Origin of the sequence: Lichenibacterium ramalinae, assembly GCF_004137085.1 — a bacterium.
Lineage (GTDB): Bacteria > Pseudomonadota > Alphaproteobacteria > Rhizobiales > Beijerinckiaceae > Lichenihabitans > Lichenihabitans ramalinae.
Genome location: NZ_QYBC01000014.1, coordinates 151,761 through 176,568, shown reverse-complemented (window position 1 = coordinate 176,568; position 24,808 = coordinate 151,761). Strand labels below are relative to the sequence as shown.

Annotated in this window: 15 protein-coding genes and 1 tRNA gene; 11 read left to right on the top strand and 5 right to left on the bottom strand. The window is 71.6% G+C overall.

Annotated elements, in window-relative coordinates; all coding sequences use genetic code 11:
* The first annotated feature begins 226 nt into the window (after window positions 1-226).
* Complete coding sequence (locus tag D3272_RS17275) at window positions 227-1,222, top strand: hypothetical protein (RefSeq protein WP_129220452.1); 996 nt, start codon at window positions 227-229, stop codon at window positions 1,220-1,222.
* 271 nt (window positions 1,223-1,493) lie between these two features.
* Here D3272_RS17275 and D3272_RS17270 read toward each other — a convergent pair.
* Together D3272_RS17270 and D3272_RS17265 are read right to left on the bottom strand one after the other, a co-directional pair.
* Window positions 1,494-1,567 (bottom strand) — tRNA-Gly (locus tag D3272_RS17270).
* 86 nt (window positions 1,568-1,653) lie between these two features.
* On the bottom strand, window positions 1,654-4,677 hold the full coding sequence (locus tag D3272_RS17265; protein WP_129220451.1) for an SEL1-like repeat protein: 3,024 nt from the start codon (window positions 4,675-4,677) through the stop codon (window positions 1,654-1,656).
* 448 nt (window positions 4,678-5,125) lie between these two features.
* On the opposite strand from D3272_RS17265, the gene D3272_RS17260 reads away from it, so the two are divergent.
* The 6 genes from D3272_RS17260 (at window position 5,126) to D3272_RS17235 (ending at window position 11,726) form a co-directional block, all read left to right on the top strand.
* Window positions 5,126-5,467 (top strand): MerR family transcriptional regulator, encoded by a 342-nt coding sequence (locus D3272_RS17260; protein WP_245496631.1) that lies wholly within the window; start codon window positions 5,126-5,128, stop codon window positions 5,465-5,467.
* 337 nt (window positions 5,468-5,804) lie between these two features.
* Complete coding sequence (locus D3272_RS17255; protein ID WP_165361387.1) at window positions 5,805-7,313, top strand: UbiA family prenyltransferase; 1,509 nt, start codon at window positions 5,805-5,807, stop codon at window positions 7,311-7,313.
* Window positions 7,310-8,635: an FAD-binding oxidoreductase gene (locus D3272_RS17250; RefSeq protein WP_129220448.1), complete on the top strand. Its 1,326-nt coding sequence runs from the start codon at window positions 7,310-7,312 to the stop codon at window positions 8,633-8,635. Before D3272_RS17255 ends, D3272_RS17250 begins: the two co-directional genes overlap by 4 nt.
* Window positions 8,632-9,420, top strand: coding sequence for an SDR family NAD(P)-dependent oxidoreductase (locus D3272_RS17245; RefSeq protein ID WP_129220447.1), 789 nt, complete (start codon window positions 8,632-8,634; stop codon window positions 9,418-9,420). Before D3272_RS17250 ends, D3272_RS17245 begins: the two co-directional genes overlap by 4 nt.
* An 11-nt stretch (window positions 9,421-9,431) precedes the next feature.
* On the top strand, window positions 9,432-10,397 hold the full coding sequence (locus D3272_RS17240; protein WP_129220446.1) for an NAD-dependent epimerase/dehydratase family protein: 966 nt from the start codon (window positions 9,432-9,434) through the stop codon (window positions 10,395-10,397).
* Window positions 10,398-10,403: 6 nt separating this feature from the next.
* Window positions 10,404-11,726 (top strand): NAD(P)/FAD-dependent oxidoreductase, encoded by a 1,323-nt coding sequence (locus tag D3272_RS17235; protein WP_129220445.1) that lies wholly within the window; start codon window positions 10,404-10,406, stop codon window positions 11,724-11,726.
* 16 nt (window positions 11,727-11,742) lie between these two features.
* Here D3272_RS17235 and D3272_RS17230 read toward each other — a convergent pair whose 3' ends face one another.
* Window positions 11,743-12,648 (bottom strand): NAD-dependent epimerase/dehydratase family protein, encoded by a 906-nt coding sequence (locus D3272_RS17230; RefSeq protein ID WP_129220444.1) that lies wholly within the window; start codon window positions 12,646-12,648, stop codon window positions 11,743-11,745.
* Between the two features lie 214 nt (window positions 12,649-12,862).
* Between D3272_RS17230 and D3272_RS17225 the strand changes: the two genes are divergently transcribed.
* From D3272_RS17225 to D3272_RS17215, 3 genes are all read left to right on the top strand, one after another.
* Entirely contained in the window at window positions 12,863-14,905 is a 2,043-nt protein-coding gene (locus D3272_RS17225; RefSeq protein WP_129220443.1) for an SDR family NAD(P)-dependent oxidoreductase, read from the top strand.
* Between the two features lie 187 nt (window positions 14,906-15,092).
* The gene (locus tag D3272_RS17220; protein WP_129220442.1) at window positions 15,093-15,518 is read left to right on the top strand and encodes a GtrA family protein; all 426 of its coding nucleotides are present in this window, start codon (window positions 15,093-15,095) and stop codon (window positions 15,516-15,518) included.
* Window positions 15,519-15,578: 60 nt separating this feature from the next.
* Complete coding sequence (locus D3272_RS17215) at window positions 15,579-18,704, top strand: rhamnosyltransferase WsaF family glycosyltransferase (protein WP_129220441.1); 3,126 nt, start codon at window positions 15,579-15,581, stop codon at window positions 18,702-18,704.
* 133 nt (window positions 18,705-18,837) lie between these two features.
* Here D3272_RS17215 and D3272_RS17210 read toward each other — a convergent pair whose 3' ends face one another.
* Window positions 18,838-19,731 (bottom strand): peptidylprolyl isomerase, encoded by an 894-nt coding sequence (locus tag D3272_RS17210; protein WP_129220440.1) that lies wholly within the window; start codon window positions 19,729-19,731, stop codon window positions 18,838-18,840.
* 420 nt (window positions 19,732-20,151) lie between these two features.
* On the opposite strand from D3272_RS17210, the gene secA reads away from it, so the two are divergent.
* Window positions 20,152-22,992: a preprotein translocase subunit SecA gene (gene secA, locus D3272_RS17205; RefSeq protein WP_129220439.1), complete on the top strand. Its 2,841-nt coding sequence runs from the start codon at window positions 20,152-20,154 to the stop codon at window positions 22,990-22,992.
* A 150-nt stretch (window positions 22,993-23,142) separates the two neighbouring features.
* Here secA and betA read toward each other — a convergent pair whose 3' ends face one another.
* Window positions 23,143-24,801: a choline dehydrogenase gene (gene betA / locus D3272_RS17200; RefSeq protein WP_129220438.1), complete on the bottom strand. Its 1,659-nt coding sequence runs from the start codon at window positions 24,799-24,801 to the stop codon at window positions 23,143-23,145.
* Between the last annotated feature and the right edge of the window lie 7 nt (window positions 24,802-24,808).

Genomic DNA, 24,808 nt, shown 5'->3' with positions numbered 1-24,808 from the left:
CAGACCCGATCATCTAAAACCAGCGCGCAGCCCACCGCAAACGCATCACCGTCGACCCCACTCCGACAGGCTGCTAGGGGAGTGCTGCCGTGCGGCACGCCACCGGCATGTAGCGGGACGACACGGTTATCTTCCGCTCTGCAATCAGCTGTGGTTAGGTTCATTCCTGTCGAGCACAGCTTGTGCGCTGATTCGACCCCCCGATAGGGGGCGAGCGGGAGAGCGGATGGCACATTGGCAGATCGCCGCCGGCTCGACCGGGCGTGACTATAGCTCGCGCTTCGTGCGGCACGGCTTGGCCTTCGTCGGGGGCGAATGGCAGTGCGATGCCATGGCGCAAGTCCAGCCCGGCGATGTCGTGATTCTCAAGCGTGGCAGGGGCCAGATCATCACCGTCGGCACCGTCGTGACGCGGGCAGGGCAGCACCGGGGTCAAGGTGACAAGCCCTGGCTCAGAGACTTCGATGGCTGGGATCTCGCCGCGTGGTGCAACGTCGACTGGCACGTGCCGCCGACACCGATCGCCGTCACTGGACTAACGAGGGCGACGATCCAGGGCGTCGGTCAGCAGCACCTAATCAAAATCGCGGATCGCGTGCTCACCGACACTCCGGCGCGCCTGGACTATGAACCCGAGCCTGTCCCTACCCAGGAGGTGAGCGAAGAGCACATGATCACGCATCTTGTCAGGCTCGGTCTACGACCGGGTGACGCCGACGAGCTGACGCAGGCCATGCGGCGGATTAGGCTGCTTGCCCGATTCTATCTCGGGCGCGACTGGGGTCTCACCAAGGAACACGAGACGCGCACGTTCCTGGTCGTACCATTGCTGATCGCCTTGGGCTGGGCCGAGCAGCGCATCCAGGTCGAGCTCGCGGTACCGGGCGTGGGACGTGCTGACGTGGCCTGCTTCCGAGTCCCTGTGACCCACGTCGATCAGGCAGGCGACTGCGTGATGCTGATCGAGACCAAGGGGCTGAGCCAGGGTCTCGACTACGCACCCAAGCAAGCTCACCGTTACGCGGAGAAATTCCCATCTTGTCAGGTCGTGCTCGTGACGAACGGGTACTGCTACAAGGCGTACAAGCGTGCGATCGACGGCACCTTCGCGCTTCATCCCTCGGCTTACCTGAACCTCATGCAGCCAAGGACGCGGTACCCGATCGACCCCGTGAACGTCGGCGGCGCACTAGACGTGCTCGAGATGCTCCTCCCTCGGTAGCGTCGGATGCCCCCGTCCCTCTCGCTTCGAAGCCGTCCCCGAGGGAGAAGCAAATGACCCGTACCGAGGATCATTCCGCAGCTTTTTTTCAGCCAGCCGCGATCGCTCTCCATCTACGCGAGCGTGGCGCTCGTCACGTCGAGGAAGGCATGGTGGATTTAGAGCGGCTGCGGATCTCGGCAAGACAACCTATAAGCGCAGAGCCTATAGAACTCCACCTGGTCCAGCCGATGGTTCGTTTGTCCACCGGGATGATTCGCGGCACAAGTGCTGGAGCGGGTGAAGGGAATCGAACCCTCGTATGCAGCTTGGGAAGCTGCCGTTCTACCATTGAACTACACCCGCGCGTCCCCACCCATAGAGGAGGCGCCCCGTCGTGGCAAGCGGTTCCGGATTCGGTGCACGGGCCCGCTTGCGTCAGACCGGCCCCGTCAGAGCTGGCTGACCTTCGAGGCCGTGCCGGAGGGGCGCGGGGCGAGGGCGGCGTCCCAGCCGCCAGGTGGCGGCGTGACCTCGTTGGCGGCGGGAGCCGCGGCCGCGGCGTGGTAGGCCTCGACCGTCGCCTTGGCGGCGGCCAGCGCGGACGGGTCGAGCTTTGCCGCCACCTCGTCGCGCTTCTTGCCGGCGTCGTCGTCGCCCCCGTTCGCCGCCACTGCGAACCACTTGTAGGACTGGGCGAAGCTCTGCTCGACCCCGAGGCCGCGGGCATAGAGGATGGCGAGGTTGAACTGGCTGTCCCGCACGCCGAAGGCCGAGGCCTTGCCGAACCACAGGGCCGCCTTGGCGTAGTCGGGCTTGCCGGCCGCACCCTCCGCCGACATCACGGCCAAGTTGTGCATGGCGCGGATGTTGCCCGCGTCGGCCGCCTTGGCGTACCAGCGCATCGCCAGCGCCGGGTCGCGGTCGGCCCCGACGCCCTTCTCGTAGGCCGAGCCCAGGCGGTACTGGGCCGGTGCTGAGCCCCGGGCAGCGGCCTTCTCGAACCAGGCCACAGCCTGGCGCGGATCGCGCGTCAGTCCGCGCCCCTCGGCATAGCGCAGCCCAACCTCGTACTGGGCGGCGGGATCGCCGGCATCGGCCAGGCTGCGCAGGCCTTCGCCGATGCCTTCGGCCGGCGCCGCGGCGCGCGCCGGGCCGGCCACGAAGGTGGGCAGAGGCGGCGCCGAGGGGGCGACGGCCGGCGGCAGGACGGCGGCGGGCGCCGCGGCGGCACGGGCCGGCATCGCGGGCTCGGAGACAGGCGCCGCCTCGCCGGCGGCGACGCGGGTGCGGGACGGGGCCGCGCCGTCCGAAGCACCGAGGCGCGGCGCGTCCGCCGGAGCGACGCTGAGCTTGACGACCTCGAGCGCCCCGACGAGCAGCACCAGGGCGGCGAGGCCGAGCAGGATCGGGCGGCGCTGGCGGGCGAGGAAGCTCCTGGCCCGGGCCACCGTCCCGACCCCGGCCGCCACCCCTGCCCCTGCCGGTCCGCCCGCGCCGTCCTTGCGGCGGCGCGCCGCCGAGGCCCGGGGAGTCTGGCGCCGGTCCGCGCCGGTGAGCGTGGCGGCGGAAGCCGCCGAGGCTTGGGCGGCCTGGGCGGCCCGGCGCGCCGCCGCGATGAAGCTGGCCGGGCCGTCGCCGTCCGCCGCGGGTGGCACCGCGCCCCCCGCCTGTGCCGAGGCCGGTCGTTCCTCGAGCTCGGGCTCGGCCGCGAAGCGCGGTTCGGCGCGACGAGCCTGAACGGGGGCGTCGCGGCCGAGACCGGGCTCGATCAGCAGGTCGGCCGGATCGGTCGCCGGCCGTGCCGCTTCCGTGAGGCCGGGCTCGGACCGGCGACGGCGTGGCTGATCGGCGGCCCTGGGGCCGGTTCCGGCGACCGGCAGCCCGAGCGCCAGCCGCTCGATCATCGCGCGGATGTCGGCCAGCGTGGTCTGGGTGCGCTCTTCGGCGGAAGCCTGCTTGGCCCGAAGGTCGTCGAGGCCGCGCGCGACCTGCTCGGCCAGCACGGGGCCATCGGCGCCGCGCGGCGCGAGACCGGGGTTCTGCATCGCCGCCCGCAGCGTGTCGCGGGCCGCCGTGCGGGCCGCGGTCTCGGCCGCGTCGATGGCGACCTGGCGGGTGACCTCGAACTGCGAGAACAACTCGCCCAAGGAATGTTCGACGCCGTCGAGCGCCTTGAGGCTCGGCTCGGACCGGTCGAGCCGCTCCGACAGGCGGGCGAGCTGGGTTTCGATGGCCTGCACGCCGCGGGGGTCGTTGCCGCCCGTGTCGAGCCGCGCCGCGACGTCGCGCACCGCGGCCTCGAGTTGCTCGACGTTGGCCGAGACCGCCCTGGCCTGCCCGAGCCGGTCGAGCACGCTGCGCACCAGGCCTTCCAGGGGCTTGGCGTCGAAGGGCGTCTGGTCGAGGCGGGAACGCAGGGACGTGTGGATCTCGTCGACGCGCTGGCTCAGGGTCTCGATCAGCCCCGCGGGGCCCTGGGCGTCGAGGCCGCGTTCCAGCCTGTCGGTGAGGTTTTCGAGCCGGCTTTCCATCGCGGCGAGCGTGGCGCCGGGCTTGAAGCCGTCAAGCAGCGCCCGCACATCGGCCATGGTCTCGGCGAAGCCCGGGGGCACGGCGGCCGCGGCCGGCTCGGACGGGCGACCCGCCCGGACGTCCTGCGCCGGGACTGCGGCGGGGCGGGTTGAGGCCAGCAGCAGGTCGCGCATCTCGCGCGTCTGATCGGACAGCCGCGCCACCGTGTCGGCGGCCGGCAGGGTGCCCACCGCCTTGCCGATCTCCTTCACCTGCCGGCCCAGCGCCGCGACGTCGGGCCGGGCGTCGGTCGCCAGGATGGCGGCGTGAAGGTCCTGGGAGAAGCGCGCGAAGGTCTGCGACACCTCGGAAGACAGCTCGCGGCCGGTCGGGGCGGGGCCGCGGGCCTCGCTCCGGGGCGGCGCGTCAGGGAAGGCCCGGCGCAGCATGCCGCGCCCATCCAGCGCGGACTCGCCGGGACCGCCTCGCCCGCCCGGCGCGAACTCGTCCGAACCGCCTCGCCCGTCCAGCGCGAACCCGTCCGGACCGCCGCGCCCGTCCAGCGCGAACCCGTCCGGACCGCCGCGCCCGTCCAGCGCGAACCCGTCCGGACCGCCGCGCCCGTCCAGCGCGAACCCGTCCGGACCGCCGCGCCCGTCCAGCGCGAACCCGTCCGGACCGCCGCGCCCGTCCAGCGCGGCCTGGCGCCGCGCGATCTCGGCCACGGCGTCACGGACCGCCCCGCGGGCGTCGAACCCATCCAGCGGGGGGCGGCTCCGGCTTCGCCGCGTGCCCTGGGCGGACTCGCCGGGCTCCGACAGGCGGGTGAGCTCGGCCGCGATGGCCTCCATGTCGGCGGAATGGTCGGCGCCGAGGATGCGGTCCGGTCGCGGCGACGCGGAAGCGGCGTCGCGGTCGCCGAAGTCGCCGTGGTCTACGCTTCGCGGAATCAGTGTGTTCATCGTCGCACCCGCAGACCGGAGCCTGTCAAAGAAGCCGCAACCCGTCACGGCTGCCGGACCTGGCCCCGTCACCCTTCGCCCCGATGGGGCCGATGCGCGAGCAGCCGGCCCCACACGAGCCCCTGTGGCCAGCCAACGTTTCGAATCGGGGTGCAGCCCCGGGCCGAAACACCTCTCTGTCCGCGCCACCGGACTTTCGTCCGACAGGGTAAACGCAGAGTTAAGTCGACCCGCCGGTCCGACCGGAAGCCGCCGCCGCCGTAGATTCGCGAGTTCCCCTTGCGGCCCCCTCAAACAATTGATAGTTGGAATCGTCACCTTCGTCCCTCGCGCCACAGAGGGGGCAACAGCTCCTCGCCCCCCATTGCAGGTTGAGTGCATGAGCATCATCGATTTGTCGCTCGTCCGGGAACCCCAGTCCCCCCAGGCCGCAGTCGGAGACGGCCTGATGACCATCGGCGACATGGCCAAGGCGTTCAACGTCAGCCAGCGCACGCTGCGCTTCTACGAGGACCGCGGCATGCTGAAGCCGAAGCGCGACGGCTCGTCGCGCCTCTACGGTGCGCAGGACCGGCGCAAGCTCGGGCTCATCCTGCGCGGCAAGCGCCTGGGCTTCACCCTGACGGAGATCATCGGTTTCGTGGCCGACAACGGCTCGGGGGCCAATGCCCTGGCGCTCGACCAGAACCAGATCAACCTGCAGATCGCCCACCTCGAACGGCAGCGGGAAAGCCTCGACACCGCCATCTCGGAACTGCGGGCGACGCAGGACAAGCTCGCGACGCCGTGACGTCTCGCGGCCTGCGCGCCGAGGCCCCACCCACCAGGGTCGCGGCGCGCGCCGAGGTCTGATCCGCCAAGGCCGCGGCGCGTGCGCCGCGGGCGCATCCCCAAGGGCCGCGGCGCGTGCGCCGCGGGCGGGCGGCCCGCATCGCCCTTTCGGTGCCGCGAGCCTTGGTGTATGTCGACGCGATCAGGGGCCTGGGCGGCACCGCTCGCGTCCTGAAGAACTGGGTCGCGGACCCGCGACCCGGCGTGGGCGCGGCACGCCTCCGAGGAGCGAGCGGGCGAGGGCCGCGGCTGCGAGCCCGGCGGGTCCGGACCCTGGCGTGGAGTTGCAGCGACCCGTGCAGACGACCGAAACCAGGGACACGGCCCAGACCATCGCCGGCCGGGACGCGGCCTCGCTGGCCATCGCCGTCCCGATCGCCGCCCCGGCCCTCGTGGTCGACCTCGACGGTGCGCTGTTGCGCGCCGACCCCTTGCACGAGCGGCTCTTCGCATTGCTGAAGGCCAAGCCCCTGGCGGTTCCCGGCCTGGCGGCGGCCGCGCTGCGCGGCAGGTCGGCGCTCAAGGCGGCGGCGCGGGACGAGGACGCGGACTTCCGGATCGGCACCTGCCCGCGGCGCCCGGCCGTCGAGCGCCTGGCCCGCGAAGCCCGGGATGCCGGCCGCAGCGTCACCTGGCTGACGCGCGAGTCCCCCGCCACCGAGGCCGACGACGACATGACGGACGCGCTCGGCCGCGACACCGAACGGCGCCGCCCCGAGCCGTCGCCAGAGGCGGAAGCCCGCTCGCTGGCGGCCCGCCACCCGGACGGATTCGCCTATGTCGGCCGCTCGGAGGCCGACCTGCCGCTGTGGCGCGCCGCCCGCGAGCGCTTCGGCGTCGACCTCAGCCCCGGCCTGCGGCGGCGCGCCGAAGCCGAGGGCCTCGGCATCGTGGAGCTGTCGCGTGCGCCCTCGCTCGGCCGCGCTGTGTTGCGCTCCATGCGGCCGCACCAGTGGCTGAAGAACCTCCTCGTCCTGGTGCCCTTCGCGCTGTCCATGGGGGCATTGCACGCCGGCGACGCCGGGCTGGCCCTCCTGGCCTTCGCCTGCCTCTGCGCCCTGACGAGCGGGACCTACCTGCTCAACGACCTCTTCGACATCGACGCGGACCGGCGCCACCCCCGCAAACGCAACCGCCCGATCGCCAGCGGCGACCTGCCGGTGGTGGTGGCGGTGGCGGCCAGCGCCGCGCTGGTCGTCGGCGCGCTCCTGTGCGCCTGCGCCCTGCGGCTGGCCTTCGCCGCCGCCCTCGGCAGCTACCTCGTCATCACGCTGGCCTATTCCTTCCGGCTGAAGCGCATGGCGCTGGTCGACGTGGTGGTCATCGCCATGCTGTTCACGCTGCGCATCCTGGCCGGCATGCTCTTGGTGAGCGAGAAGCCGTCGCACTGGCTGCTGATGTTCTCGATCTTCTTCTTCCTCAGCCTCGCCTTCATGAAGCGCGAGGTCGAGTTCAACGTGGTCAGCCAGGCCGGCCGGTCGACGCTGTCGGGGCGCGGATACGACCTCGCCGACCGGCTCTACGTGGTCTGCTGCGGCATCTCCTCCGGCATCGCCGCCGTGGTCATCTTCTCGCTGTTCATCACCGCCACCATCGAGCGCTCGCAGCTGAACTACCAGGCGCCCGAACTGCTGTGGGGCGTGATGGGGCTGGTGGGCTACTGGGTGCTGCGCATGTGGATGCTGACGACGCGCGGCCTCATGAACGACGATCCGATCCTGTTCGCGGCCCGGGACCGCACGAGCGTGCTGCTCGGCGCCGTCTGCGCCGTGCTGGCGGTCTGCGCCCAGGTCGTGCACCTGTGACGGAGGCGCCCCGCGTCGCCACGACGTCCTGGGGCCGCGTCGCGCGGTCCGCCAGCCACGTCGCCGAGCCGGCCTACCTCGACGACCTCGGCCCGGCGGTCCGGGCGGGCGCCACCCCGGCCCTGGCCCATGGGCTGGGGCGGTCCTACGGCGACGTGTGCCTCAACGACGGCGGCCGGCTGCTGCGCACCGGGCGGCTCGACCGCATCATGGCGGCGGACTGGTCCACCGGCGTGGTGCGGGCCGAAGCCGGGCTGACGATCGGCGGCCTGCTCGCCGTGGCGGTGCCGCGGGGCTGGTTCGTGCCCGTCACGCCCGGCACCAAGTTCGTGACGCTGGGCGGCGCCGTCGCCAACGACGTGCACGGCAAGAACCATCACGGGGCCGGCACCTTCGGCTGCCACGTCCGGGCGATCGGGCTGATGCGCTCGGACGGCGCCGTGCTCAAGATCGGGCCCGAGGCGCGCCCCCACCTCTTCGCCGCCACCGTGGGCGGCCTCGGCCTGACCGGCCTCATCGCCTGGGTCGAGATCCAGCTCCAGCCCGTGGCGTCGAGCGACTTCGAGGTGCAAACCTCCCGCCTCGGCGACCTCGACGCCTTCTTCCGCGTCGCCGGCGAGAGCCATGCCTGGCCCTACACGGTCGCCTGGGTGGATTGCCTGGCCTCCGGCCGGAAGCTCGGCCGGGGCCTGTTCAGCCGCGGCCGGCACGCGGCGGACGGCGCCCTCGTGCCCCATGCCGAGGCCGCCCGCCTCAAGGTGCCGCGCGACGCGCCCTCCGCCCTGCTGGGCCCCGCCACCGTGCGGCTGTTCAACGCCGCCTATTCGCGCCAGCCCGCGACCGGCGAGACGCGCCGCGTTCCCTACGGCAAGTTCCTGTATCCGCTCGACGGCATCACGGACTGGAACAAGCTTTACGGCGGCCGGGGCTTCTTCCAGCACCAGTCCGTCGTGCCGATGGCGGCGGCGCCGCGGGCGCTCCAGGCGCTGCTGGAGCTCACGTCGAGCGAGGGCCAGGGCTCCTTCCTGGTGGTGCTCAAGCTGTTCGGCCCCCGCCCCTCCCCCGGCATCCTGTCCTTCCCGCGCGAGGGCGCGACCTTCGCGCTCGACCTGCCCAACCGCGGGCCCGACACGCTGCGCCTGCTCGGCCGCATGGCCGAGGTGGTGCTCGAGGCCGGCGGACGCCTCTACCCCGCCAAGGACGCCACCATGTCGGCCGACCAGTTCCGCGCCGGCTTCCCGCGCTGGCGCGAGGTCGAATCCTATCGCGATCCCGGCATCTCGTCGGACTTCTGGCGGCGCGTCACCGGAGACAGACCATGACGACCCTCACGCCGACGAGCCGGGGCGGCGCCCCGGCCGCGGGCCGCACCGTGCTGGTGCTCGGCGCCACCTCGGCCATCGCCTCGGCCTTCTGCCGTACCCGGGCGGCGGCCGGCGGCCGCCTCGTCCTGGTGGGGCGTCACGAGACGCGGCTCGCCGCCATCGCGGCGGACCTCACGGCCCGGGGTGCCGCCGAGGTCGCCACCGTGACGACGGACCTCGGCGACATGGCGGAGGCCGAGGCCCGCTTCGCCGCCATGATCGCCCGGCTCGGGCCGCCCGACGAGGTGCTGCTGGCCTATGGCGTGCTGGGCGAGCAGGCCGCCGCGCAGGACAGCGCGGAGGAGACGCGGCGCGTCATCGACGTCAACTTCACCAGCGCGGCGCTGTGGCTGCAGCTCGCCGCCAAGCACCTCGTGGCGGACGGGCGGCCCCGCACGCTCGTGGTGATCGGCTCCGTGGCGGGCGACCGCGGCCGGCAATCCAACTACGTCTACGGCGCCGCCAAGGCCGGCCTCGACGCCTTCGCCGAAGGCCTCGCCCATCGCCTGCACCGCACCAACGTCAAGGTTGTCACGGTGAAGCCCGGCTTCGTCGACACGCCCATGACGGCGCATCTCGACCGCTCCGGCCCGCTCTGGGCCAAGCCCGAAGCCATCGCGAGCGCCATCGACCGCGCCGTGGCCTCCGGACAGCGCATCGTCTACGCGCCGTGGTTCTGGCGACCCATCATGACGGCGGTGCGGTTCGCGCCGCGCGCCGTGTTCTACAAGACCAAGCTCTAGGCGCCGAAGATTTGACCGATCAACAGACAGCGGGCAGCACGGGCCGGCGCGGGCGCGTCGTCGTGACGGGCGCGGCCGGCCTCGTGGGCCAGAACCTCATCCCGCGCCTCAAGGCCCGCGGCTATGCCGACATCGTCGCCATCGACAAGCACCGCGCCAACACCCGCATCCTGGCCGGCCTCCACCCCGACATCCGCGTCGTCGAGGCGGACCTCAGCCGCCCCGGGGGCTGGGAGGACACGTTCGCGGGCGCCGAGGCCGTCGTCCAGCTCCACGCCCAGATCGGCGGCCTCGACGCCGCCGTCTTCGACGCCAACAACGTCGTAGCTACCCGGCTGGTGCTGGCGGCCGCGGCGGCGGCCGGCATCGGCTACCTGGTCCACATCTCGTCGTCCGTGGTGAACTCGGCGGCCGTCGACCTCTACACCGAGACCAAGAAGGCGCAGGAAACGCTCGTCGACGCCTGCGCCATCCCCCACGTGGTGCTGCGCCCCACGCTGATGTTCGGCTGGTTCGACCGCAAGCACGTCGGCTGGCTGGCCCGCTTCATGAAGAAGGTGCCGGTCTTCCCCGTCCCGGGCGACGGCAAGTTCCGGCGGCAGCCGCTCTACGCGGGCGACTTCTCCAACATCATCATGAGCTGCCTCGAACGGCGCCTCACCGGCAGCTACAACATCTCGGGGCTGCGGACGCTCGACTACATCGACATGATGCGGGCGGTGAAGAAGGCTTCGGGCGCCGGCGCGCGCATCGTGAAGATCCCCTATGGCCTGTTTCGACGCCTGCTGCTGACCTATGCGCTGGTCGACAAGGATCCCCCGTTCACCGCCAACCAGCTCGCCGCCCTGGTGACGCCCGACCTCTTCGAGGTCATCGACTGGCCCGGCATCTTCGGCGTGATCCCCACGCCGCTCGACGCCGCCTTCCACGAAACCTTCAACGACCCGCGCTTCGCGTCGGTCGTCCTGGACTTCTAGATCACCATGCGCGTCGTCGTCGTCGGAGCGGGGGCCATGGGGCTCGCCGCCGCCTATCATGCCGCCAAGGCGGGCCACGCCGTCACGGTCGTCGAGGCCGGGACGGAGGCCGGCGGCATGGCGGCCCATTTCGACTTCGGCGGCCTGTCGCTGGAACGCTACTACCACTTCGTGTGCCGGCCCGACGCCCCGACCTTCGCCCTCATGGACGAGCTCGGCATCGGCGACCGCATGGTGTGGCGGCCCACCACCATGGGGTATTTCATCGACGGCGCGCTGCACAAGTGGGGCGACCCGGTCTCGCTGCTGCGCTTCCCGAAGCTCGACCTCGCCTCCAAGCTCCGCTACGGCGCCCTGATGTTCCTGTCCGCCAAGCGGCCCCGCTGGGACGCGCTGGAGCGCGTCTCCGCCAGGGACTGGATCACCCGCTGGTGCGGCCGAGCCGTCTACGAGAAGCTGTGGCGCCCGCTCTTCGCGCTGAAGTTCTACGAGCATGCCGACGACGTGTCGGCGGCCTGGATCTGGACCCGCATCCACCGGCTCGGCAACTCGCGCCGCTCGCTGATGCAGGAGGAACTCGGCCACATCGCCGGGGGCACCGAGACGCTGGTGACGGCGCTGGTCGAGAAGATCCGCGCCCTCGGCGGCACGGTGCGGCTCGGCGAGCCCGTCGACGAGGTGGTGGTCGAGCGCGGGCGCGCCACCGGCGTCCGGACCGCGGCGGGCACGATCCCGGCCGATGCCGTCATCTCGACCGTGCCGACGCCGCTGGTGTCGCGCATGATCCCCGGCCTCCCGGCGGAGGCGAAGGCGCGCTACGACGCCATCCAGAACATCGGCGTCGCCTGCCTGGTGTTCAAACTGAAGCGTTCGGTGACGCCGCATTTCTGGGTGAACATCGTCGAGCCCGACATCCCGATCCCCGGCATCATCGAGTTCTCGAACCTGCGCGACACCGGCGACACCATCGTCTACGTGCCCTACTACATGCCGGTCACCAACCCGCGCTGGTCGTGGTCGGACGAGGCGCTGGCGGACGAGGCCTTCGCGGCGATCCGCCGGGTCAACCCGGCCCTCACCGACGCGGACCGCATCGCCGTGCATGTGGCCCGGCTGCGCTACGCCCAGCCGATCTGCCCACCCGGCTTCGCCGACATGATCCCGCCCGTGCAGACGCCGGTGAGCAACCTGCAGGTCGCCGATACCTGCTTCTACTACCCCGAGGACCGGGGCATTTCGGAAAGCGTGCGCTACGGCAAGATGATGGCCGATGCGCTGGGCTACAACGTCCCCGAGCTCAAGAGCGAGATCGCGGCCCGGGCCGGTTGACCGGGCGCCGCTCGCGTCACCCGCCGCCCCAGCGCGGCGGCGCGAACCGGCGCGGCGCGTAGCCGAGGACATCGAGGCCCTCGGCCACGTCGAAGACGAGGTCCTGGTTCATGCGGGCGAAGACGGCGCTGCCGAAGCCGGTCTCGCGCAGGATGCCCACCCGCGCCGCGGCCGCGAAGCCCAGGCGCAGCCACGGCACCGGCAGGCTGACGAAGCGCGGCACGAGGCCCTGGCTGCGGAACACCCGCTCCGCCATGGCCCGGTAGGTCAGCACTTCGCCGCCCGCGATGTTGAAGGACCGGTCCGCGGCCCGCGGATTGTCGAGCGCCCCCAGGATGGCGCCCGCGACGTCGCCGGCGTGGATCGGCTGCCGCAGCCCCGAGGAGGGCCGCGCGATGGGCAGGACCCGGATCCGACGCACGAGGCGGATCATGCGGGCGACGTTGCGATCCCCGAAGCCGTCGTAGACCAGCGTCGGGCGCAGCACCGTCACCGGCACGCCATGCGTCCGGCCCCAGTCTGCCAGGGTGGCTTCGGCCCGTTCGAGCTTGCGGGCCGTGGCCCGGTCGGCGGCGTCGTCGCTGTCGGCCTTGGAGAAGAGGCTGGTCGACCCCACCGCGACGACGGCCCGCGCCCCCGCGAGGCGCGGCAGCGCGGCCGCCAGCAGCGCCAAGGGCAGCACGCTCACGACGGCGGCACCGGCGGGGGCGCGCCAGTCGCCCGGATCCTCGATGTCGACCCGGGCGAAGGCGACCCCGTCCGGCAGCGACACGTCGCGGCGCGCCACCGCGAGCGTGTCGAACCCCGCCGCGACGAGGCGGGGCATGAGCAGGCCGGCGATCATGTTGCCGGCGCCCAGCACGACGACGGGGCCGCCGGAGCGGGCCGGGCCGGATGTGTCGCCCTGCTGGATGAAAGCCATGCCGCGCCCGAACTCCCCGCGCCGTGACGTGCCGGCTGCCGGGCGCTTATAGAGAGGTCGCCCAGAGCCGGCCAGCGCCAAGAGCCTGCCGGCGCCCGCCGGGCCGGACCGGGCGAACACGGGATGCTTTCACCGGCGAGATCCGCTAAACCGGCGCTCGACGCTTGACGCCTCGGAGCCCTCGCCTGCGCTCCGGGCAGCCCCCAGGGGATCGATGACGACGCAACGCAACACGCCGGCCCTGTCGCAGTTCCTGAAGCGCGGCATCATCATCGCCCACGACCTCGTGGCGACGGCGCTGAGCTTCGGCGGCTGCCTGATCCTGCGCTACCAGTTCTGGCAGTTGGCGCCGATGGCCGACGAGATCGTCTGGATCATGCCGTTCTTCGTCGCGGTCGCGGCGGTCGTGTACCGCGTGTTCCCGCTCTACGCCTCCAAGTGGCGCTTCGCCTCGCTGCCGGACCTGTTCAACATCTTCAAGGCCGCGAGCCTGCTCGCCCTCATCATGCTGGTCGGCGACTACGTGCTGCTGGCGCGGGGGCTGACGCCCTGGCTGATGTTCGGCGAGAAGACCGTGGCGATCTATTGGCTGCTGCAGATGTTCCTGCTCGGCGGCCCGCGCCTCGCCTACCGCTACCTCAAATACATGCAGTCGCGCCGGGCGGGCGACCGCGAAAGCGCCAGCAGCGTCGTCATCCTGGGGCGTGCCACCGAGGCCGAGGTGGTGCTGCGCGCGCTGGAGACGGGGCTGCGCCGCCGCTTCGTGGCCCGCGCCATCCTGTCCCCGCAGCGCACCGACATCCGCTCCTCCATCCGCGGCGTCCCGGTGCTGGGCAATTACGGCGAACTCGAGCGCGTCGTCTCCGAAGCGCAGGACGGCAACCAGCCCATCGCCCGCATCATCGTGGCGCCGAACGAATTCGTGCCGGAGGCGGAATCCGAACTCCTGCTGGCGACGGCCAACCGCCTCGGCATCCCGCTGTCGCGCATGCAGACCGTCGAGGAAGGGGCGAGCGTCGCGGCGGCGCTCAAGCCCGTCAACATCGAGGACCTGCTGTTCCGGCCCAGCGTGGAGGTGGACCGCGCCATGCTGGCCGACCTGCTGCAGGGCAAGCGCGCCATCGTGACGGGCGGCGGCGGCTCGATCGGCTCGGAAATCTGCGCCCGGCTGATCGCCTTCGGCATCTCGGACCTGCTGATCCTCGATCATTCCGAGCCGGCGCTCTACAACATCCTGGAAGCGCTCGCCCCGCTCTGCACCGGCGCCGTGACGCTGGCGGGCAAGATCGCCGACGTGCGCGACCGGGACCGCATCTTCACCCTGTTCCGGGACTTCAAGCCCGACCTCGTGTTCCACGCCGCGGCGCTGAAGCAGGTGCCGTTCCTCGAGGTCGACTGGACGGAGGCGATCAAGACCAACGTCTTCGGCTCGGTCAACATCGCCGATGCCGCCGCCCAGACGGCCGCCGCCGCCGTGCTCATCTCGACCGACAAGGCCGTCGACCCGGTCTCGATCCTCGGCGCCACCAAGCGCTTCTGCGAGATCTACGCGCAGCTGCTCGACGCCGAAGCCGCCGCCGCCCTGAAGCCGGTGCGGCTCCTGTCGGTCCGCTTCGGCAACGTGCTGGGCTCGGTCGGTTCGGTCGTGCCGCGCTTCAAGGCGCAGATCGAGCGCGGCGGCCCCGTCACCGTCACGCATCCCGACATGGTCCGCTACTTCATGACGGTGCGCGAGGCCTGCGACCTCGTCCTCACGGCCTCGGCCCATGCGCTCGGCCGCAAGAACGCCCAGGCCGAACGGGCGTCGGTCTACGTGCTCAAGATGGGCCAGCCGGCCCGCATCGTCGACCTCGCGACCCGCATGATCCGCATGGCCGGCTTCGAGCCCGGCCGCGACATGGAGATCACCTTCACGGGCGTGCGCAAGGGTGAGCGCCTCAACGAATACCTCTTCACCGGCGACGAACCCGTGCTCGACATCGGCGTCGACGGCGTCACGGCGGCCCGCACCGTGGGCTACGACCGCGGCCGCATCACCCGCTGGCTCGAAACGCTGGCGGGGGCGATCGCTTCCGGCAGCCGCGCCGAAGCCGACCGCGTCTTCGCCGAAGCGATCCCGTCCTTCGCCAAGCTCCTCAAGGAGCGCGCCGGCGGCGTAGTGGTCGACCTACAGGCCGCGCGCGCGCTCGGGGGGGACCGGGCGCTCGGCGCCGAGCCCGAGGCCGGCACCGGCCTGGCGGGCGCGGCCCGCACCTGAGGCCGGTGACGGGTTCGCCGCTGGCACGACCGGCGCGACGCGGGGTTCCCGCGAGGGAGCAGCGGCATCGCGGTGCGGCGCGGGGCCACATCGAGGTGCCGTTGCGGCGTTGCATCGTTGCAACCCTCGTGCAAGGTGACTATGCGACAAGCCCGCGAACGCCTGCAACGCCGATGGGAGCCGCCCGATGAACCGCAAGTCCCTGGTCCACCGGTTGCGCCGGCCCGAGACGAGCCGCTTCGCGGCCTTCCTGCTCACCGGCGGGGTCGCGGCGGGCGTCAACGTGGGGAGCCGTCTCGTCTTCGGCCTCGCCATGCCCTACGAGGCCGCCGTCGCCCTGGCCTATCTCGTCGGCATGACCACGGCCTTCGTCCTCGCCCGCCTCTTCGTCTTCGCGGGCTCGGGGCGCAGCCTCCACGTGGAATACGGCCGCTTCGCCCTGGTCAACGTCGCGGCGTTGCTCCAGGTGCTGGCCGTCAGCGTCGGCCTCGCCAAGCTGGTCTTCCCGGCGATCCACTTCACCTGGAACGCCGACCTCGTCGCCCACGTCATCGGCGTGCTGAGCCCCGTGGTGCTCAGCTACCAGGGTCACAAGCGCTTCTCCTTCGCTTGACGGGCCGGGCCCGGTCGGCTTTCTGCCCGTTCCGGTCGATACGGGGCAGGTCCAGGCACGATGGTTGACAAGAACAGCGGTGCGCGGGCGCGCCTCGACGCGCTCGCCCGGCATCCGCTCGGCCGGCTCCTCGCGCGGGTGATCGGCAGCCCCGAAGACTGGGCCGACCTGCTCCAGGCCGGCCGGCGCCGGTCGCGCCGCGCGCTGCGCCTCGAAGCCCGGCGCCTCGCCGCCGCCGGCCTGGTGGCGCCCCGGTGGTATCGCGGCAGCCGGCCCGGCCTGTCCGGCCCGGCCGCCGAACACTACCTCCGGCACGGCGCGGCCGCGGGCCACGATCCCCACCCCGATTTCGACGCGCGCCGCTACGGGGTGCTGTTCCCCGAGGCCGACGCCGCGCCGGCCGCGCATTTCCTCGCCCGCGCGGAAGCGCAGGATGCCCTCCTGCCGACCGTGCTGCGGGCCGAGGTGGAACCGCTGCCGCCCTCGCTGCACACCGGCCTCGGAACCGCTCTCTTCATGCGGGGCTGGGCCTATCCGACGCGCGGCCGCACCCGCTTCCTCGACCTCTTCATCGGCGACGAGCGCCACCCGATCGTCGACCTCGGCCAGCCGCGGCCCGACGTGCTCGACGCCGAGATGGCGCACGACCCCGAAGGCAACAGCTTCTTCGGCGGCTTCGAGGCCGTGGTGGCCCTACCCGCCGTGACGGCCCCGTCGACGCGCGCGCTCCGCCTGCGCCTCGTCACCCATGACGGCACCGTGCTGGAGCGGGGCCTCGGCACTCTGACGCTGCTGCCCGGCACCGGCCGGGCGCCGGTCCCGGTCGTCTGGCCGGACAAACGCTCGGGCGAGGGGCCGCGCGTCGCCATCTGCATGGCGACCCACCAGCCGCCGCTCGACCTCTTCGCCGCCCAGGTCGCCTCCATCAAGGCGCAGACGCACGCCAACTGGATCTGCATCGTTTCCGACGACGCCTCGCCGGACGTCGTGGTCGCCCGGATGGCGCCGCTGCTCGACGACCCGCGCTTCGTTCTGCTGCGCAACCGCGACAGGCTCGACTTCTACGGCAATTTCGAGCGGGCGCTGCGCGCCGTGCCGGCCGATGCCGACCTGGTGGCGCTGAGCGACCAGGACGACAGCTGGCATCCCGACAAGCTCGCGACGCTGATCGGCGCGCTCGACGAGGGGGCCGAGCTCGCCTATGCGGACGTGCGCATCGTCGACGCCGAGGGGCGCGCCCACTCCGACACGTTCTGGGTGACGCGCCGCAACAACTTCACGTCGCTGCCGAGCCTCATGGCGGCCAACACCATCATGGGCGCCGCCAGCCTGTTCCGCACCGCCCTGCTGGAGCAGGTCCTGCCCTTCCCGGACCGGCTCGGCGCCGCCTACCACGACCACTGGATCGGCCTCAACGCCCTGGTGAAGGGTGGCATCCGCTACGTCGACCGGCCCCTGCACGACTACATCCAGCACGGCGGCAACGTCATCGGCCACAAGCGCGACGCCGACGCGCCGGGCCTCGCGGCGGCGGGCCGGGCCGTGCTGTCGGCGCTGCGGCACCGCGGGCCGCTCGGCCACACGCTGCGCGACATGACGGCGCGAGCCACGCAGGACCGCCAGTCGCTCGTGGCGCAGAAGGTGGTGCTGTCCCGCGTGCTCCTGATGCGCCATCCGGGGGCGCGGCCCGAACTCCGCCGCGTGCTGACCCGCCTCGCCGGCCTGACGCGCCTCGCCCCCGCGCTGCGCGAACGGCTCCTGTCCGCCCTGGAGAAGCGCCCGACGCTGAACCACGAGGGCCACTTCCTGCGGGCCGTGCTGATCTCGCGCTCGCGCCAGGCCGCCTATCGGGCGCTGCGGGGCGTGCAGGCGCGGCGCATCCGCCGCAAGCGCTACATCCACGGCCTGCGCCACCTGCTGGCCGGCGGCGATGCCGCCGCCCCGATCGACTTCCGCCATTCGGGGACGGGACGGGACATCGCCGCCATGGACTTCGGCCATGTGGGCTGGATCTTCCACAACGTGTCGCCGCTCGCGCTGCGGCCCTCGCCGGCCCATCCGCGCCGCGTCAACCTCCTGCTGGCGACGATCAATTTCGATTACCTCTTCGGCGGCTATATCGGCATGTTCAACCTCGCCTTGAGGTTGCGCCGGGACGGCCACACGGTGCGCATCGTGCTGCTCGACGAGACCGACGTGCAGCTCAACGCCTGGCGGAGCCGCATCGCCCGCTATCCCGGCCTCGGCGACCTCTTCGACGCCGTCGAGGTCGCCTACCGCCACGACCGCTCGCTGCCGCTCGACGTGTCGCCCGAGGACCGCTTCGTGGCGACCAGCGGCTGGAGCGCCCATGTGGCGCACAAGGCCGAGGCGGCGCTCGGGCGGGACAAGTTCCTGTTCCTGATCCAGGAATTCGAGCCCTTCTTCGGGCCGATGAACACCAACACGGCGCTGCTGCGGCAGGCCTACGACTTCCCGCAGTTCGGCCTCTTCTCGACCGGCATCCTGCGCGACTATTTCCGGCAAAACCGCATCGGGCTCTTCGAAGCGGAGGGCGGGGAGGACCGGTCCGCCGTCTTCTCCAACGCCATCCAGCGCTTCGCGCCGACCCGCGCCCAACTCGGGCGGCGCAGCCGCCGCATCCTGTTCTACGCCCGTCCCGAGGACCACGCGGCCCGCAACATGTTCGAGATGGGCATCGCCGCCCTGGTCGCGCTCTTCTCCGACCCCGCCATCGTGGCGGCCGGCTGGACGGCGCACGGCATCGGCTCGATCGCCACGGCGGACCGGCTGGAACTCGTGCCCGGCACCTTCCTGCGGATGGTGCCGAAGACCAGCCTGCAGGGCTACATCGACATGCTGCCGGGCTTCGACGTGGGGCTGTCGCTCATGCTCACGCCCCATCCCAGCCTCGTGCCGCTGGAGATGGCGGCGGCCGGGCTGCCGACCGTGACCAACACCTTCGCCAACAAGACCGCCGCGGCCCTGGCGGCGATCTCGCCCAACCTCGTCGGCGTGCCGCCCACGCTCGACGGCATCGTGGCGGGGCTGCGGGCCGCCATCGCCCGGGTCGACGACGTCGAGGGCCGGCTGGCCGGGGCCGAGGCCATGACCTGGCCGACCGACTGGGACGCGGCCTTCCCGCAGGACACCATGGACCGCGTCAACGCCTTCCTGCGCGGCTAGCAGGTGCCGAACTGCCGACACACGCCGGTTCGAGCGCGCCGGCGCCTTGCTTAGGGCTGTCTCGGGGAGCGCGGAGCAGCGTGAGCAGGCGGGGGAGCGGGCCGTCGTGGCCCGCTCCCCCGCCCGCACCTCGTCAGGGCTTCGGGGCCGCGGGAGCCGGCGTCGCGCCGGCGGGGGCGGGAGCGGCGGGAGCCGGAGTTGCCGGGGCCGGAGGCGCCGGGGGCGGCGTCATGCGCTCGATCTTGGCGGCCTCGCGCAGCTTGGTGATGTCGTCGCTCTGGGCCTTCTGCGCCACGTAGCGGGCGACCTGGTCCTTCACCTGCTCGAAGGGCGGGAAGGCCTTCTCGCGCTTGCCCTCGACCTTGATGACGTGCCAGCCGAACTCGCTCTTCACCGGGTCGGAGATCTGGCCGGGCTCGAGCTTGAAGGCGGCGGCGGCGAATTCCGGCACCATCTTGTCCTTGGTGAACCAGCCGAGGTCGCCGCCCTGGGAGCCCGGGTCCTTCGACACCTCGTCGGCGACCTTGGCGAAGTCCTCGCCCTTCTTCACCCGTGCCAGGGCGGCCTTGGCCTCCTCCTCGGTCGGCACCAGGATGTGGCGGGCGTGGATCTCGGTCTCGGGCGGCTGCGCCTTGGCGGCGTCGTCGTAGACCTTCTTCTCGGCCTCCGGCGTCACGGCGCCCTTGGCGATGTTGCCGAGCAGCGTCTCCATCAACACCTTGTCGTGGTAGTAGGCGAGCTTGCGGGCGAAGTCGGGCGCGTCTCCGAGCTTCTGCTGCGCCGCCTGCTGGGCGGCGAGCTTCAGGTCGATCAGGTAGTCGACCACATAGGCTTCCCGCGCCGGCCCCTGGAGCTGGGCCGGCAGCGAGGGGCCGAGATCGGCGGTGGCGACGCGCACGTCGTCATCGGTGATGTCCGAGCCGTTGACGGTGGCCAGCACCTTGGCGGAGGCCGGGGCCATCGCGGCGAGCGAGATGAGGGCGGCGGCCGCGAGGCTGCGCAGCGGGGCGTCGTATCGTTTCACCATGGGGACAGGTCCTCGGAGGATGGATGAGGGGGAGATGAGGCGCGCCGCCCGCGCGGGCAACGCTGCCGTGATGGATTTCCGGGCTCCCCGCGCCGTCCCGGCTGGCTTGCGCCACGCTCGCTCCCCCCGCGCCGCGGGCGGGATCGTCGTCCCTCGAACCTCCATGAGCGGCATGCTCGGCGGGGCGGCCGAGGGCACGACCCGCGATTGACGGGGTCCGGGGCGGCTCTTATCCGCCGGCGGCCCCGAAGGCTACCGGATTCTCGCCCCGCCGGCCCGGGCCGGCGCGGCGCCGTTGCAGGCGGCGGCCGCGCGGCTTACATGCGGGACGCCGTCCGGATCGTGCTAGAGAGTGCTCCGGATGGCAGGATCAGCCGCGCGCCTTCGGCGCCGTGCGGCGCAGACTGAGGTTTTCGACGGATGCTCGGCTCGCTCGCAAGCAAGATTTTCGGCACGGCCAACGGGCGTCGGTTGAAGTCCTACACGCCCAAGGTCGCCGCCATCAACGCGCTCGAGCCGGAGGTCGCGGCCCTGTCCGACGCCGACCTCGCGGGTCGCACCGGGATGTTCCGCGAGCAGCTCGCCGCCGGCAAGAGCCTCGACGACCTGCTGGTGCCGGCCTTCGCCACGGTGCGCGAGGCCGCCAAGCGCGTGCTCGGCCAGCGCCACTTCGACGTGCAGCTGATCGGCGGCATGGTGCTGCACGAGGGCGGCATCTCCGAGATGCGCACCGGCGAGGGCAAGACGCTGGTCGCCACCCTCGCCACCTACCTCAATGCCCTGCCGGGCAACGGCGTCCACGTCGTCACGGTGAACGACTACCTCGCCCGCCGCGACGCGGACTGGATGGGGCGGGTCTACAACTTCCTCGGCCTCAGCTACGGCGTCATCGTGCACGGGCTCGACGACGCGCAGCGCAAGGCCGCCTATGCCGCCGACATCACCTACGGCACCAACAACGAGTACGGCTTCGACTACCTGCGCGACAACATGAAGTACGAGCTGGACCAGATGGTCCAGCGCGGCCACACCTACGCGATCGTCGACGAGGTGGATTCCATCCTCATCGACGAGGCCCGCACGCCGCTGATCATCTCGGGGCCGTCGGACGACAAATCGGACCTCTACAATTCCATCGACACGCTGATCCCCGGCCTCGTGAAGGAGGACTTCGAGGTCGACGAGAAGCAGCGCACCGCCAACCTCACCGAGGCGGGCAACGAGCACATCGAGGCGCTGCTCGCCGAGGCGGGGCTGCTCACCGAGGGGACGCTCTACGAGGCGCAGAACGCCACGCTGGTGCACCACGTCCAGCAGGCGCTGAAGGCCCACAAGCTGTTCACCCGCGACAAGGACTACATCGTGCGCGGCGGCGAGGTCGTCATCATCGACGAGTTCTCCGGCCGCATGATGCCGGGGCGCCGCTATTCGGAAGGGCTGCACCAGGCGCTCGAGGCCAAGGAGCACGTCGCCGTCCAGCCCGAGAACGTCACGCTCGCCTCCATCACGTTCCAGAACTATTTCCGCCTCTACAAGAAGCTCGCCGGCATGACCGGCACGGCCTCGACCGAGGCCGACGAGTTCGCCGAGATCTACAAGCTCGAAGTGGTGGAGATCCCCACCAACCGGCCGGTGTCGCGCGTCGACGAGCACGACGAGGTGTACCGCTCCGGCCCCGAGAAGGTGCGCGCCATCGTCAAGGAGATCGAGGCCGCCAACGCCACCATGCAGCCGATGCTGGTGGGGACGACCTCCATCGAGAAGTCCGAGCAGCTCGGCGAGATGCTGGCCGAGGCGGGCTTCCGGCGGATCGACTTCTCGGATCCCTCGGCGGCGCTGAAGGGCCTCTATGCGGCGGCCCGCGCTGACGGGAACGAGCCGTCCAAGCTCTTCGCCATCCTCAACGCCCGCTTCCACGAGCAGGAAGCCTATATCGTGGCCGAGGCCGGGGTGCCCGGCGCCATCACAATCGCCACCAACATGGCGGGCCGCGGCACCGACATCCAGCTCGGCGGCTCCGTCGAGATGCGGGTCGCCCAGGAATGCGCCGACCTGGAACCGGGACCCGAGCGCGACGCCCGGGAGGCCGAGATCCGCGCCGAGGTGGCGCGCTTCAAGGAGAAGGCCATCGCGGCCGGCGGCCTCTACATCGTCGGCACCGAACGGCACGAGAGCCGCCGCATCGACAACCAGCTGCGCGGCCGCGCCGGCCGCCAGGGCGACAAGGGCCGCTCGAAGTTCTTCCTGTCGCTGCAGGACGACCTGATGCGCATCTTCGGTTCCGACCGCATGGACATGGTGCTGAAGCGCCTCGGCCTGCAGGAGGACGAGGCCATCGTCCATCCCTGGATCAACAAGGCCCTCGAGAAGGCGCAGCAGAAGGTCGAGGCCCGCAACTTCGACATGCGCAAGAACGTCCTCAAATACGACGACGTCATGAACGACCAGCGGCGCGTCGTCTTCGAGCAGCGCCGCGAGATGATGGGGCAGGACTCGCTCGAAGAGCTGATCGCCGAGATGCGCCAGGGCGTGGTCGACGACCTCGTGGGTCGCCACATGCCGCACGACGCCTATCCCGAGGCCTGGGACATCGCCGGCCTCAAGGAGGCGCTGCGCGACGGCCTCGCCATGGAGCCGCCCGTCGAGGATTGGGCCAGGGAAGAAGGCATCGCCGACGAGGAGATGCGCGAGCGGCTGCAGAAGGCGGTCGACGACCATTACGCCGCGCGCGTCGAGAAGAACGGTGCCGAACTCAGCCGCTACGTCGAGAAGCAGATCGTCCTGCAGGTGCTCGACCACCTGTGGCGCGAGCATCTCGTGGTGCTGGACCACCTGCGCCAGGTGATCGGCTGGCGCGGCATCGCCCAGCGCGACCCGCTGAACGAGTACAAGTCCGAAGCCTTCGACCTGTTCGACGGGCTGATCACCAAGCTGCGCGAGATCGTGACGGCGCAGCTGATGCGCGTCGAGGTCGCCTTCGAGCAGCCCAGCATCGGGGGCGACCTGCCCCCGATGTTCGCCACCCACCAGGACCCGCTGACGGGCGACGACGACATGGCGATCGCCGACATGAACGCGCGCCTCGCGGCGGGCGACTTCGGCGCCGTCTCGGCCGGCGGCCTGCTCACGACGCTGGAGCGGACCGAGCCCACGACGCGCGACCCCGACGACCCGGCCTCATGGGGCAAGGTGTCCCGCAACGAGGCCTGCCCGTGCGGCTCGGGCAAGAAGTACAAGCACTGCCACGGCACGCTGGCCTGAACCGCCGGCGCGGAGCCGCGGCGCTCCGCGCCAAGCCCCTCGCCGCCGGTCAAGCAGTATCGGTCGTCTCCGCCTCGCCTTGCGACTCCAAGCCCGTGGAACTGCCCTCGGTCCGGAAGCTGGAGCGAATCCCCCGAAGGCGAAAGCGCTTTAGCGCTGCGCCGTTTCCCAATCCGGCGCGCGGAAGAACGGCAGGTTCGACGGCGGCAGGAGCTGGCGGCCGCGGATGTGGTCGGAGGCCTTCTCGGCCAGCATGATGGTCGGGGCGTTCAGGTTGCCGGTGGTGATGGTGGGCATGATGGAGGAATCCGCCACCCGCAGCCCCTCGACGCCGATCACCCGCGTGTCCGGCCCCACCACCGCCAGAGGGTCGTCGACCGCCCCCATGCGGCAGGTCGAGCAGGGATGGTAGCCGCTCTCCACGTGGTCGCGGATGAAGGCGTCGATCTCGTCGTCGGTCTGGACCGCGGCCCCGGGCTGGATCTCCTCGGCGCGATAGCGGTCGAAGGCCGGCTGGGCGAAGATCTCGCGGGTCAGCCGCACCGCGGCGCGCATCTCCACCCAGTCGTCGGGGTGGCTCATGTAGTTGAACAGGATCGACGGCCGGGCCTGCGGATCGGCCGAGCGCAGCGCGATGCGGCCGCGGCTCTTCGAGCGCATGGAGCCGATATGGGCCTGGAAGCCGTGCTGCTCGGCGAGGTCCTTGCCGTTGTAGGAGATGGCGGCCGGCAGGAAGTGATATTGCAGGTCCGGCCAGGCGACGCCGGCCCGCGAGCGGATGAAGCCGCAGCTTTCGAAATGGTTGGTGGCGCCGAGACCCTCGCGGGTCAGCAGCCATCGCGCGCCGATCAGCGCCTTCGGCACGAGACCCATCGTGCCATAGAGCGTGATGGGCTCCCGGCAGGCGACCTGGAAGTAGAATTCGAGGTGGTCGGTCAGGTTGGCGCCGACCCCCGGCCGGTCCGCCACGACGGCGATGCCGTGCTGGCGCAGGTGGTCGGCCGGGCCGACACCCGACAGCATCAGGAGCTGGGGCGAGTTGATGGCGCCCCCGGCCAGGATCACCTCGCGGCGGGCCGTCACCGTCACGGGCTGGCCCTTGCGGCGGCAGGCGAGGCCGGTCGCCCGGCGCCCCGCGAAGGTCACGCGCTCGACCGCGCAGCGCGTCCAGAGCGTGAGGTTGGCGCGGCCGCGCGCCGCGTCGAGGTAGGCCCGGGCCGCGCTCCAGCGCACGCCCCCGCGGATCGTCCGGTCCATGCGGCCGAAGCCTTCCTGCTGGAAGCCGTTCACGTCTTCGGTCACGGGATAGCCGGCCTGCCGGCCCGCCTCGACGAAGGCCGCGAACAGCGGGTTCTCCATCGGGCCGTAGCTCGTGTGCAGCGGGCCGTCGAAGCCGCGGTAGCCGTCCCCGCCCTCCTCACGGGTCTCGGCCCGCTTGAAGTAGGGCAGCACGTCGGCATAGGCCCAGCCCCGGGCGCCCGCGCGGTCCCAGGACTCGAAGTCCATGGCGTTGCCGCGGATGTAGACCATGCCGTTGATCGAGGAGGAGCCGCCCACGACCTTGCCGCGCGGGCAGGTGATGCGGCGCCCGCCGAGATGGGGTTCGGGCTCGGAAAGGTCGTTCCAGTTGGTGCTCTTCGTCTCCATCGCGATGGCGAGCGCGCTCGGCATGCGGATGAAGGGCGACCAGTCGCCGCCCCCCGCCTCCACGAGCAGCACGGAAACGGAAGCGTCCTCCGTCAGCCGGTTGGCCATGACGCAACCGGCCGAGCCCGCGCCGACGATGATGTAGTCGTATTCGGTGGACACGTTGCAT